The sequence below is a fragment of the Pseudomonas fluorescens genome (genome assembly GCF_001902145.1).
Lineage (GTDB): Bacteria > Pseudomonadota > Gammaproteobacteria > Pseudomonadales > Pseudomonadaceae > Aquipseudomonas > Aquipseudomonas fluorescens_BV.
In genome coordinates, this window is sequence record NZ_MRST01000025.1 from 532,153 (window position 1) to 545,270 (window position 13,118).

A 13,118-nucleotide genomic window follows, 5' to 3' on the forward strand; every position below is an offset into this window, starting at 1 on the left:
TGACCAGCAGAGCGAAGGTCAGAGCGCCCGCCCATAGGCAAAGGACTCGATGCAGGTTCAAGGTCATCTAGCCCTCACCTCTGATCCGGCAGGAGCGAGGCCACAGCGTCGCTCAACAGATGATCCAATCCCCACCATGTGGCGGTAAGCACCATCCCCACGGCCACTACATGGACCAGAGGTGATCGCAGCCAAGCAAAACCTGCGATCAGCTCACTGCCGCCCGCCTGCGTTATCAGGCTTTGGCTGAGCCGAAGTGGCGTGATCCGTGCACTGAGGTCAACCAGTAACTGCTCCCGCTCGGGATCACTCAGATCACGGTAGCGCCCACGAAAACCCAACATCAGTACCCGTTGAAAAGCCGTCAGCACATGCCGATCGGGCGCAGGCTCGCGTAAGACTTCACGCATGTCCTCGTACAGAAACTCACCCGCCTGATGGCGATTGAAAAATCTGGTCTGCAACGGTTCGCTGGCCCAAGAGGCGTGCGCGTCACCTTCGGCGCAAGTGAGTACGGTTTCATCGAGCAACGCGCATTGCGCATGACTGATGTGATCGATGCTGCGCTGGCTCAGGCCCACGAGTTTGAGTCGCTGACGCACCTGTTCGACTTGTGCTACGCAAAGCTGCGACAACGCATCTCCACTCGGCACGGCTGCCCCCTGGCGTAACTCGACCACCAGCAGGTAGGTATCCTGCAGCAGCGCATCGATGTCCACTGCCGCTGCTGTGTGTTCTTTGGAAGCAGCCAGGTTCATGAGCGCAGCACCGCAAACAGTTCAAGCTTCACGTCGACCAAGGTGCTTGGCACATAGAACGCACAGACCCCTTCGTCCAGCACCGCCTGCCCCTTGGAATGATCCAGGTCCAGCGCGAAATACTGGTTTTCCAGACGCAATGGAATCGCCGCCGGCACATGGCTGAGAGATTGCAGTGGAACGCCGTCGAGTGCGGCGTTGACCAGGTAATTGACCTCGTCGGGCGTGCCGATCTTGCACAGGCGTGGGAACTGGTCCTGCAACTGCGCGGCGGGCAACCGGCAACGCACCGACAGATAGAAATCAGCACCGTCCCGCTCGCGCAGACGCGGGTCATTCAGCGTGACCTGCCAGCGATTGGCGCCCTGTTCTTCCAGCTCCAAGGCAATCACCCGCGACGGCAGACTGGCTTCCAGCAACAGGGAAATGGTGTGCATCAATGGTGGGAACACCGCCTCCAAAGATTCGTGCCGGTAGGCTGGAATCTTGTCGATATCGTGTTCCAATGAGAACGTCAGCAGGCTGCCGGCCAGCTTTATCAACTGCTGGTAGACCTGCTCGGGGTGCCGTGCAGGAAACGCCTGAAGGTCCGCCAATACCGGCTGATAGGTGTTCAAGGCATTGAGCAACCAGAACAGCGATACATCGGCCACGGCAAAATCCGCCATGCGCTGATTGCTTTCGCGGCGCATGCCCATCAGCCGTTGCCGCTTGGCCGATAATTGCGTCAACAGGTTGTCCAACTGGCTCACCAACCCCGCATGCGCAGCGAAGCTCAGAAGCGGAGGTACATAGGCCGGGTCGAGGCTCCAGGCGCCCTGCCCGTCACGCACCAGACGCGCAATCGGGCAGGTCAGGTAATCGGCATTGTCATCGCGATGCAGGCGCAGGCTCAGTGCGTGCTCCATCACACCGATTGACTGAACCTCATCCGCATAGATGTCTTGAACCTCGCGCCACGCCTGGCGATAGCGCATCGGTCGATCAGCCCTGCCCCCTTCAAACAGACAGTTGTTGCCGTTGGCCTGCTCCAGCGGCAAGGCCAAGTGCAGCAACACTTGCTGATCGTCGTCAGCCAACAACTGCGCCAGCTCCAAGGCGGGAGGCAGGCGGTCCACCTGCTCGGTGTCGATCCACGTGCCATCCGGCATTCGCGCACGCAGTTGGGTTGCCTTGAGTTTGCCCAGTCGCAAAGCCTCCAGGTCAAAGCCTACGGCCTGAACCCCCCAAGGGTGGGCCAAGGTCAGACGGGCGAGCTGCTCGTTGGCCCAGGCCTCCCAGCGGGCCTGCTGTTGGAATTGCTGCGGGCACAGCAACGCCCCTGCAGCCCATAGAGGACGATCGATCTTCATGGCATCGTTTCCCTACGACTGAGTCAGGCTTTGGCCTTGGGCATCTGCGAAACCAGCGACAGGTTCACGTCCATACCCTCGACCTGGAAGTGCGGCACGGCGTACAACTTGATGCGGAAGAAGCCGGGGTTGTCCTCGATATCTTCAACCGTCACCTTCGCATCGCGCAGCGGATGTGACGCCTGTAGGTCATCGCCAGGGTCAGTCATTTCGGTCACCAGCCCGCCAATCCACTTGTTGAGTTCCAACTCCAGCAAACGGCGATCCTTGGTGGTGCCGATGTTTTCGCGCTGGATCACCTTCAAATAATGGGCGATACGCGACAGCAGAAAAATGTATGGCAAGCGCGCGTTGATGCGGCTGTTGGCGGTGGCGTCAGCGGTGTCATACAACGCAGGTTTCTGGACCGAATTGGCCGAGAAGAAGCACGCGTAGTCACGGTTCTTGTAGTACGAAAGCGGAATGAAGCCGTGGTTGGCGAATTCGAACTCGCGAGTTTCCGGAATCATCACCTCGGATGGAATCTTGACCTGATTACCGGTGCCCAGATCGTACAAATGAATCGGCAGGTCCGTCACCGCGCCACCGGACTGAGGTCCGCGAATCTGTACACACCAACCATTGGCGATAAAGCTCTTGACCATATTTGCAGCAAAGGAGAAGGCTGCGCTGACCCACAGGTACTTTTCATGGTCAGGCCCTTTAACACTCTCAACATGGTTGAAAATGCGCACTGGAGCAGTGTCCGGCCCGTAAGGCAAACGGCCCAGCACCCGTGGCGTAAGCAGGCCGAGATAGCGCGCATCATCGCTCGCGGTCAAGCTGTGCCACTTGATATATTCGGCACGATCCAGGTAGTTTCCGATGTCTTTGATGGCGGCAACTTCCTCCATGGTTTTCTTGCCGAAAAATGCCGGCCCGACGGAACCAATGAACGGCATATGCGCAGCGGCGGCCACCTTGGAAATATTGCGCAACAGGGTGATGTCCTGCGGCTGGTTATCGAACTCGTAGTTGGAGATGGCCGCGGCAATGGGTTCACCACCGGGCGTGTCGTATTCCTGGGTGTACGTATGCGCATAGAGACCGCTCTGGGCAATCTCCGGCGCATCGTCGAAGTCCTGCACCAAGTGATCTTTACTGACGTCCAACAACTCAATCTTCACGTTCTGGCGAAAATCCGTCTGATCAACCAGCGACTTTGTGCCACGCCAGATCGACTCAACGCGTTGAAAGTCAGGGTGATGCATCACCGCATCCAGTTGGCGACTAATTTGTGCATCCAAGGATGCAATGTGCTCATCCAGTAGCGTCTTGTCCAAACGCTCAACCTTTTGCGACGACTCTTTGAGCACTTTCAAGAACACACTGACTGCAGCAGTGACCCGCTCATCGGCAGAAGCCTCCGACAACGCTTCCGCACACTGAAACATGTCAATATCCCCCAATTCTGAAACCGGGCTCAAGTTGATCTTACTGAACAGTGAACTGTAGACACCGCAACGTTCTTCAGACAACACAACAGCGTCGCGCGATTGCACGTTAGAGCTTTCAACAGACATGTGATAACTTCCTTATTAAGCGAACCGAGTTAGATTAACGATCGTGGCTCGGAGCGAGCGCAGCCAGTTCAGCGCGCAGCTCATCGCTCAATGCGTCATCCTTCAAAATGCTCTCCAACTCGTGACGGAAGGTTGCGTTATCCAGCAGGTTGGACTTGAGATCGCGCAGCAGGTTGCGCATGGCCAACAGGGCACGCAACTGCGGGATCTGCCGCACTACTTGCTCCGGCTCGAAATCCTTCATGCGCTGAAACTTCAGCTCGACAGAGGCTTCTGAATCGTCATTGGCCAGCGTATTCGCCACCGCAAACTTCAGGCCAGGAGAGAACTCAGCCATGACACTGTCGAAGTTGTTTTTATTGATATTAACCTTGTTTCTTTCGGACAGCGAGCGTTGTTCTTTGCCGTTGCTGTAATCACCCAGCACCATCAGCTTAAGTGGCAGCTCAACCTTTCTTTGCGCCCCACCCGTGTGCAGATCAAGTTTGATGTTGACCCGTGCTTTAGGCACTTCATTTTGAAAGCTATTTGAAGCCATGACCCCACCCCTCCAGTTGCTGCTGCAAATAAAGCAAGACTGGAACCAGTACCTAACCGGCTCGCTAGCAAAGCCACCGGCCACAGTACATAAATTCCATTTCATGAGGTCAAAGTGCTACGTGCCGCGCACTTATTTCCTTCTCCACTACAATGAAGTATCTCAATCAATCTTGACCAGCCCCCAAAGCACGAGAGGGAGTTTTCGACAACGCATTAGAGAGATTTCCTACATATGCCCCGGATTCGCTTGATTCCGCCTATCATCTCAATGAGCATGCCGTTGATCATTCCCGGCTGCGCCCCGCTGCCAGCCAGCTGGCATTGACGCTCAACAGCCATGCAAGCTGGCGGTCTCAAGAAGCAAGCGCAACACGTGATCTGAATTCGGCGATCTCTTTGTCCATCACTTCTGCGGGCGTTTTCCAGCCCAGCGTCTGACGCGGGCGTGTGTTCATGAGCATCGCAACGTGATTGAGATACTCCTGGCTCGCGCTCGACAGATCAACTCCCTTGGGCAGGAACTGCCGAAGCAATCCGTTGGTGTTTTCGTTGCTGCCGCGGTGCCACGGCGCGTGTGGATCAGCAAACCACACGTCGATAGCCAGGCGGTCCATCAGCTCTGGGTAGCACGTCAGCTCCGTGCCTCGGTCGTAGGTCAAACTGGTGCGCATGGATTCGGGCAGCTTCTTCAGTTGGCGACTGAAACCCTCCAGTGCCGCTTCAGCTGTGCAGCCGTCCATCTTGCAGAGGATCACAAAGCGCGTCTTTCGTTCGACCAGCGTCCCTACGCAGGAGCGGTTGAAAGCACCCTTGATCAGCCGGCGGTGCCGAACGGAGCGTAGTCGGCGGGCACGATAGTTTTTGCCGGCCTCGGTGGCGCTGTACGCTCCAGCGCCTTGCCGGGCCACCTTGCGGCTCAGGGTCGAAGGGCTGCGCCCCAACCGCCTGGCGATGGATCGCATGCTCTTACCATCCTGGATCTCGATCTGGACAACGGCGCGTTCTTCAGCGCTCAAATGGTTGTAATGCCTGGGCATGCTGACACCCTACTGGCTAGAGGGTGTTGCACTTGGAGATTGAGTCTAAGGCTCCTTCGTTCGCGGCTGTGGGCTGACATTCAAAAACCCTCGCAGTTCATTGCCGTGATCTTGTATGTCAGTCACGTGCGCAGACACACACCGAAATATCCCCCCTGACAGCTCGAATGGAGCTTGACCGCCGTCCTACACGCGGCTCGCGCCTTCCCACCGTCAATCTAAAGATGAAGGTCAGATTGGCCGAACCTTGAAAGATTGCTTCTCACATCTCTGCCGACCATGTCCGACAGCCACTTCCGAAAAACCTCCCAGTCACGAAAAAGTACGAGCCTATTTCGACATTAAACGCTATGTATGAAGTTGTTTAAGGGCCAGACGCCCATGCCAAGTTATAAAGGACTAGGATCATGTCAAACACCGCGTTTTCTCCCCCGCTGCGCAGCGCCCCGGATGCCTCCCTGCGGTCCCGCCAGCTCGACCGAGAGGAAGAGCGATTGGTCCGCTACTACCGTTCATTGGCGGACCAGGATCGCGAAGCGATACGCTGCCTGCTCTATGCGCTCAAGGCGACCAGCGGCCTGGACACAGGTCCCGCCAGGAAATGACGAAGCTGTCTATGCAGCCGAGCGTGATTGTGACCACCGCCTCGTCACCGGAATGATCTCCCTTGCTAGAGTACGAAGCCCCATCGCCGTGGAGGATCTGCGTCTCCCTATGCCCGCCTTCGCTCCCCTCCAGCCACGGTTCCCCTGCGGCGGCCTGACCATTTCCAGCCGTGTCGACGCCCTGATCCGCCAGGACCTACTCGACCCGCTGCCCTATGTGGGCCGACACCTCTGCGGCGACTGGGGCGATGTGCGCGAAGCGCATCGGCACTACAACGATGTGGCCGTAGAACGCGGCGGCTATCTGCTGTCGTCCTACGCCATCAGTGACAGCTCGGCCCTGTGCATCTTCACCGAAGCAGACCGACGCCTGACCGCGGTGTTCCTGTCTGATGAGGACTGACTAGCCAATGTCAGCGATGGCGCCCATGGATAAACCAGCCCGCCAGGGTTTCAATCGGTCCCGAGCGGAACCGCCGCAACCACAGGTGACTGAACGCCCACTGCAAGGCAAGCGTGAACACCACGACGATCGGCACTTGGCTGTAGGCCAGCGGCGCCAGGCCCAGGCACAGGATCACCAACAGACCTAAGCTGTCCTGGCTGAGGTAGGTAGTCAGCGACATCCGCCCAAGTGTCGTCAGCCCCTGGCCGATGCGGCTGTCACGTATCGCCATCGTCAGCCTCACCACGCACAGGCCGTAACACAGTGCCAGTGGATAGCTGGTGAGGCGCAGATAGCGTTCAATCGCAACCGCATCCGGCAGCATCAACACCAACCAGACATAGCCAGCCATCAACAGCGCTATCGTCCCGATCACAATGAAAAAACGCCCCGCAAGGTCGGACGTGTGCCCCTCCCCCATCAGCCTGCCAGCGCCGGCCATATAGATACCGCACACAAAGGGCAACAACCGAAAACACAGGCCGGCCGGGAACGACAACACCGACCCTTCAGGCAGCAGCGGCGCGCACAGGGCGCCTGAAAAAGTCAGGACCAGCACCCAGCGTTGCCAACGGCTGGACAGGGCAAGCAGAGGCAGCAGCACCACCGCAAAGCCCGCGTATGCACGCAGGATGTCGCTGGGCCATACCCAACTGTGCAGCACACCCAGGGCATACAGAGCCGCTGCCCGGCGCAGATGGCGGCCAATCCAAGGCGCTTGCCGCGCCCGGGACCGCATCACGCACAGTTGCAGGCTGGCACCGAACAGAAATGAGAAGATCGCCACAAATTTGCCGGCGAACAGCACCTGCCAGAGGTGGTAGCTCCACGCCTCCAACCCAGCCACCTCGCCGGAAACGACAACCGGCCCCTGCGTGTCGTCCGCGAAATAGGTAGCGTTGATAAACAACATGCCGCACAGGGCGACTCCACGCAGTTGGTCGAGCACCGCAATGCGCTCATTGCCGTCGGACATGTACCGCTCCCGTTGTTTGATAACCCGGCGCTGAGGCCAGCGGTACGTCCACCTTCAGGCTACGTCGTGACCGAGGGTGATTGATCCACGGGGACGCTGTCTTCGATATGCCTCAACGCTCTATGGCCTATGCGCAGTAGCGCACAACAGACTAAAAGACTGTCAGGTATCACAGTAGACGCCTCCGACTCCCGGCCAAAAAATGAGCGCTACGCGGCGAGAATCACTGGCATCTCTACTGGGCCAGCCCGTTTGCCGCCAGCAATCGATGAGGGACTCAGTCATGGAAATCACTGAATGCCGCGCCGCCGACAAAGTCATCTTGACGCTAAAGCAGCCGATGAAAGCGCGACGCACGCGCCTACTTTGCGGCCAGCTGCGCCAGATCAATCCGCCTGCCGAGTATTTGATCCTGATCGAGGAGTGGACGTCGCAAGCGCATTACGTACGATTCGAGCAGATTGCAGGTTGCGAGCGCATGACGAAAAATCTGCGAGTACACCCTGCCTGAGGGAATCCTCACCGTTGCGTGACGCTGTCAGAGGCTGTTGGGCCACAATCGGTTCAGCGTTTGACACAACGCTCAAGAAAACCAATCGCAATACAAAGATAACCCTTGGGTCAATGTCATGCCCCTTATCGTTGCTGGATTAACCACCCAAGTGGCGACCAGCCCGGTAGCCCGCATCGGTACGAGTACATAGCATGGACAGCGACGATCTCCCCTATTTTTTTACCGAGATCCTTCCCGAACGCAGCGAACAGACAGAACGACAAAAGTCCCGAAACTTCACACTTACGGATCTGGACTGGTTGGAGGCCATTCACCTGGACACCGCCACGCAACGCGCCGCACATGAACCGGCGATGTATGTCGACACGTTGATGGTGACGCCCTCTACGCAGTCGGCGTTCGAGCTAGCGGGGGCGTTCATGATGAGCGGCGCTCAGGATCAACCGGCCTTTCTCTATACGCCCAGCCATGGCCTGGAAAAATTCAACGATGTTCAAACGCTCACGGCTGCACTGACCACAAGGCTCAACGCCCCCGAACAGCGCAAAGCGCTGCTATCGCTGGTCGGCATCGCACAGCGCGCTGCGCTGGCTGATTCAACCCCGTTGTCGATCAGCACACGCCCGATTCCCGGCAAGGTATTCGAGGCGCAACAACACACGCTGTCGAGCAACCTCGCTGACAACGCGCAACTGATGCTGGACGAACTTCTGCGCCTTGGCAGTTTTACCGATATCGTCGATGCCTACATCGCCGCAACGCTCGCTGCGCAGTTCCCTGGGCTGGATCAGCGTAAAACCCGCGTGGACAGCTTCGCAGAGGGGGGCGCCAACGCCTTGCCGGTAAAATCCCGCTCGCTCAGCGCCACGGTTGTGCACTATCTCATCGACAACGCATGGCCTGCCGGGGAAGTCAGGCGTTACCATCACCCCGACCGGACAAGTGATACCACAGCCCAGGATCATCTGCTCTGGGAGCGTGCCGTGCAAACCCTGGCGCAAGGTCTATTAGCCCATGTAAAACAGCAACTCAGCGAATTCTGGTCTGGCGCCAGCACCCTTGGCACTACGCGCTTCGCCTTGTTTGCCTTGGCCATGCACGACCGGTTCTGCGCCCACCTGTTTGATCAACAACAGCGAAAGCGGCTGGCTCCGGTACAACGCTTACAACTGTTGGCATTGCCTCTGCTCCATGGAACTTCATCACCCGATTCTTCCCACCCTATGCTGGAAACAGCGCAGATAGGCCCAGCGACGCCGCCGATCGAGCTAGGCAGCATGCTTGTCATCAGTCAAACCCCCAACGCTGCAGTCACGCAGGTACTGCTTTATTCTGTGCAGAAAGGCTTGGAGTTGTTTTTCGACAAATCCGCACTTGAGGCTCACTTGCTGCACCTGTTTAACTCGCCGCAGACACGCGAAAGCTGGAAGCACCATCTGTCTCGCCCCGGCTACTACAAAAGAACCGGACTGACAAATGCCCAGATAACCACCCGACCTGTGTCCGGCATCATTTTCAACCAGTTATTGCAAGGCATCCTGAACGTACAGGAACAGAACCTGGAGTATGCCTTTGACCTCTATCGCCAAAGCCAAGGCGGGTTGAACATCGAGGCGGCAATTGACCACTTGCTGGATATCCGCGGCATGCTTGATCCTCACTTGTCGAGGCTTGAAACTCATGGTCGCTGGAGTACGCAACTGGCCCCCTCTTGGCACGCCTCGCCTAAGCCCGCAACGCCAGGTAACCAGACCGTTCTGAACGCCGCTCGCGAACAGTTGAAAACGCTGGAACAAACCCGTGACGATATTGAAAAAGACTTGGCGGCGCGCCCTACTTTATCGAGTTCGGCGGCCACATTACTCAACAACACATTAGCGACCGCTGACCATAAGGTAGATGTACGCGATGTGTGGGTTAATCAGTACCCAACGCCCCCCACTCTCACGGAAAAGCGCCAACCGACTTCATCGCTCAGCATGGTCGAGCACTTCCTACGACGTTTCTGCGCACAAACGCAACCACTGGCCAGCACCTCCAACGTCGGCTTGTTCTTCGCCCCCGTGGCCCAGACTTCGACTCAACTCACCAGCATGACCGTTACGCAGGTCGATGCGAGCATTGATACGGCCATTAAAACCTTCTCGACTTTTTTGCATCAAACCATCGCTTTTACACCATCGCCCGCACTGTTAGCCGGCGCCATGGAAACCGCCTTGAAGAGCGAGGTTCAACTCAGGGCGTTGAACCAATCACTGGACCTTGACGATCAAGCCATCGTCTTGACGGTGCTGGACAGTTATCAACGCATGACTCGACGCTACCTCAATGGTTTTCGACCTGACGCCTTTTCAGTGGTACTCAAGGTGGTGGGGCACAGTATCGACCTCACACTTAACAGTGTTTTTATCCTTACAGAACGAGGAGGACTTGACTCCCGCCGCTCTGGGCGGGCACTGCTCTGGACTCCGGCGCTGGGCCTTGAGGCATTCAGCTCATTGGGCGAATTGCGCACTGAATTGAATGAGCGGCTACTTGATCCCCATGAACGCCTCACGCTGCTGGACAATCTGCTACCCGACAACCGCTACCCACATCACAGCTTCGAGCTGAGTGAACTCCGGCTCATCAATGACAACCTGACCAATCATCTGCAACAGGCCTATACACAACGCCAACACGAAGAACGCTCCAGGATTCTAGCGCCAAGGCCGTCCGTGGAACGCCTGCAGTCGCGGTGGCAGAATCAGATCATTCAGCACGTTGCACCCACTAATCTGGCGCGAGCCATTGCTCTCGCCCGCAACCAGATCCTTCAACATTCGCTTCCGGCCTGGCTGGGCATGGCGTCGCCCCAGGACCAGCACTTACATGCGGAGATTGTGGAGCAGTATCGGCACAATGCCTCCGACAGCCAAGACTACCTGCACGGACTCAAATCCCTCCCGGAATTTGCCAAGAGTCAGTTATCGGCGCTTTTACAGGACCTGGATAAGCAGAACACAGTGGCGTGCGACGACATTCAAGTCACCTTGTCAACGGTGCCTGCGCGCGCACAGTCTTTGGTTCAGTACGCGTTGAATCACCAGGATCAACGTTCGGCAACCGATCAATTCGCCTCCACGACGGCCGTGCCACTGTCCTCCCGGCTGAATAATCAAACGCTGCAGAGCCGAATTCAAACACTGAACCTCGGCACCGATTACCATCAGTACCTGGTTACCCAGTTGACAGTCGGCAAACCTGAGGCACTGGAACGTCAGCAACGTTTTGGCAAACAGCTACGCTGGCAGTTGATGCAGTATGCCCACGCCAAAACCCTGCAAAAACTATTATCCCCAACCGCATTTGGTTATTTGCAGCAAATCCTCGACATGCCTGACGCTCTCGCCCGAGCCACGGTGTTAAATGCCAAAGCCATGGTCCGCCCGCTGGCATTGCTTATGCCGAACACTACCATCGCCGTTAACGTACAAGGCATGTACCTGATCAACTCGAGTGAACGTCAGCTGGGGCCATACGTGCTGTACGCACCGTATAGTCCGACCCACGATCTGAAGGAATACCGTGATGAAGCGAGTTTGATCAGCGACCTGGCGTCCTCTACCGCATTGCAGGATTGGGTACTCGAACTGGCACCCACAATAAAACGAACCGACCTCACAGAGTCGGCACGCCCGAGCTTAGCGTCCACAGCCATCGAAGAGCAGCTGTTCAAACGGTTTTTCATCGACAACACCTACTTGCTGGGCAAACTTCTGGATAGCCAACTCGTTGAAAAAGCGCAGGCCATCTGGGATCTGACCAAAAGGCTCTTTATCGCTGAGATACCGCAAGTCTTACAATTTCTCGCCGGTAAACTGGCCTATCCATGGATCGTTTGGCAAAGCTACAAGCTATTCAAGGCCTCTGCCGACAACCTGCAAAGCCACCACTGGGGCGCAGCACTGGAAGATTTCGCCAAAGGTGTCGCTGAAATGGCTTTATTGCGCGAATCGATGCCAAGCGTGACCGCCCCAGGCAATTCCACCACAGCAGCACCTGCCACCACACCGCCTGCCCAGGCTGAAATCGCCTGGCCAAGTATTGATGTCACTGCACCGGAACGCACTCAACTGCAGCACTATGAAGTCGACCAACCGGCCCTCAAAGAGCTGGTCAAAGACAGTGAACGAGCCCTCTATCGTTCTGTCGAAAAACACCATTACGCCGCAGTCGAAGGCAAGGTGATGCGGGTGATCGAGCGTGGTACGCACTGGCGAATCATCCATAAAAACGCGGGCCCCTTCATTCAGCAAAATTCGCGTCTGCAATGGATGCTGACCGCCAAGAGCCCGTTACTGGCCGGGCGTCGAGCCCTTTCCCGGGCGGTCAATAATTTCTACTCCGATCCGTTAGCACGCCAGGCCATGAACATTCAGGCCATAGGGATGCGCGCCATACAAACGCTTTACCCCGAAAGGCATTTGATGATCAACGAAGCACTGACACTGGCGACCCGTTACGCGCAAAATGCCCAGGCCAATCTCCTGCTACTGGGCGCAACCAAACAAGCCGCCACTCGCTCGGCAGCCTTGATCAAAGCATTCTTTGGCCTGCAGACGCTGGAGCCGGAACAGCTCAAATCGATACAGTTCAGCGTCGACACAATTCTCGACGCACTGCTCAAACCGTCGTTGAACTCAGCAAGCTCGGAACGCTTTGTGGTGGGTTCCTCACATACCGTTTTTGGCGCGGGCATTAAAGAGCTCATGGCTTTCACTGTCGTGCCGGATCCAAAGCAGCTGTTGTACCTGAACAAACGTTTCTTCCAGCGTGATACGGAGTACGACGGTAACCTGAACAAAGTATTCGACACCGGAGCTCATGCCCGTGCAGTCACGCTGATACATGAGATTTCGCATCATGTTTATGACACAGAAAATTTTGCCTACGTGGATGCATCCCACCCCTTTCCCGACTTGATTGACAACACGACATTCAAAGGGAGTGAGCTCTGGGCCCAGCTCTTGAGCAACCAAAAAACCAAGCTGTCGCTGACCACGCCATTATCACAACTGTTTCGGGTCTTCGACGGGGTGACCGGCCAGGACACTGACCCCATGATAGGGACGAATACCGAAGCGATTTTGTACAGGCTTCAAGCGCTGACGGGAGGGCTGACACTCGATGATGCACGCCGTATATTTCAGACCACCCCCACCAAACGCGTAGCCTGCATGCTGAAAAATGCCGATTCGCTCGCCTTGCTGATCAGCCAACTGGGGCGCGAGCTCGACTCACTGGAACGGGCAGGCCCCTGACCGTTTCGGGCCAAGGCCCGGCCGAG

10 protein-coding genes are annotated in these 13,118 nt (G+C 56.9%); 4 read left to right on the plus strand and 6 right to left on the minus strand.

Features of this window, described 5'->3' with window-relative positions; all coding sequences use genetic code 11:
• Positions 1–74 precede the first annotated feature (74 nt).
• From tssL to BUE92_RS18825, 5 genes are all read right to left on the minus strand, one after another.
• Positions 75–758, minus strand: a complete 684-nt coding sequence (gene tssL, locus BUE92_RS18805) for a type VI secretion system protein TssL, short form (RefSeq protein WP_073525667.1) — start codon at positions 756–758, stop codon at positions 75–77.
• On the minus strand, positions 755–2,110 hold the full coding sequence (gene tssK, locus BUE92_RS18810; protein WP_073525668.1) for a type VI secretion system baseplate subunit TssK: 1,356 nt from the start codon (positions 2,108–2,110) through the stop codon (positions 755–757). Before tssK ends, tssL begins: the two co-directional genes overlap by 4 nt.
• 23 nt (positions 2,111–2,133) lie before the next feature.
• On the minus strand, positions 2,134–3,672 hold the full coding sequence (gene tssC, locus BUE92_RS18815) for a type VI secretion system contractile sheath large subunit (RefSeq protein ID WP_073525669.1): 1,539 nt from the start codon (positions 3,670–3,672) through the stop codon (positions 2,134–2,136).
• Between the two features lie 34 nt (positions 3,673–3,706).
• Positions 3,707–4,210: a type VI secretion system contractile sheath small subunit gene (gene tssB / locus BUE92_RS18820; RefSeq protein ID WP_073525670.1), complete on the minus strand. Its 504-nt coding sequence runs from the start codon at positions 4,208–4,210 to the stop codon at positions 3,707–3,709.
• A 355-nt stretch (positions 4,211–4,565) separates the two neighbouring features.
• Positions 4,566–5,249, minus strand: a complete 684-nt coding sequence (locus BUE92_RS18825; RefSeq protein WP_073525671.1) for an IS30 family transposase — start codon at positions 5,247–5,249, stop codon at positions 4,566–4,568.
• A gap of 407 nt (positions 5,250–5,656) precedes the next feature.
• Here BUE92_RS18825 and BUE92_RS18830 point away from each other — a divergent pair, with 407 nt between their 5' ends.
• Together BUE92_RS18830 and BUE92_RS18835 are read left to right on the plus strand one after the other, a co-directional pair.
• Positions 5,657–5,854, plus strand: a complete 198-nt coding sequence (locus BUE92_RS18830) for a hypothetical protein (protein WP_073525674.1) — start codon at positions 5,657–5,659, stop codon at positions 5,852–5,854.
• A gap of 109 nt (positions 5,855–5,963) precedes the next feature.
• The gene (locus BUE92_RS18835; RefSeq protein ID WP_073525676.1) at positions 5,964–6,257 is read left to right on the plus strand and encodes a hypothetical protein; all 294 of its coding nucleotides are present in this window, start codon (positions 5,964–5,966) and stop codon (positions 6,255–6,257) included.
• A gap of 10 nt (positions 6,258–6,267) precedes the next feature.
• Here the strand turns inward: BUE92_RS18835 and BUE92_RS18840 are convergent, their stop codons facing one another.
• Entirely contained in the window at positions 6,268–7,275 is a 1,008-nt protein-coding gene (locus BUE92_RS18840) for a DUF418 domain-containing protein (RefSeq protein WP_073525677.1), read from the minus strand.
• 283 nt (positions 7,276–7,558) lie between these two features.
• Here BUE92_RS18840 and BUE92_RS18845 point away from each other — a divergent pair, with 283 nt between their 5' ends.
• Together BUE92_RS18845 and BUE92_RS18850 are read left to right on the plus strand one after the other, a co-directional pair.
• Positions 7,559–7,786, plus strand: coding sequence for a hypothetical protein (locus tag BUE92_RS18845; protein WP_073525678.1), 228 nt, complete (start codon positions 7,559–7,561; stop codon positions 7,784–7,786).
• A gap of 194 nt (positions 7,787–7,980) precedes the next feature.
• Positions 7,981–13,092, plus strand: a complete 5,112-nt coding sequence (locus tag BUE92_RS18850; RefSeq protein ID WP_073525679.1) for a DUF6543 domain-containing protein — start codon at positions 7,981–7,983, stop codon at positions 13,090–13,092.
• Positions 13,093–13,118: the final 26 nt, after the last annotated feature.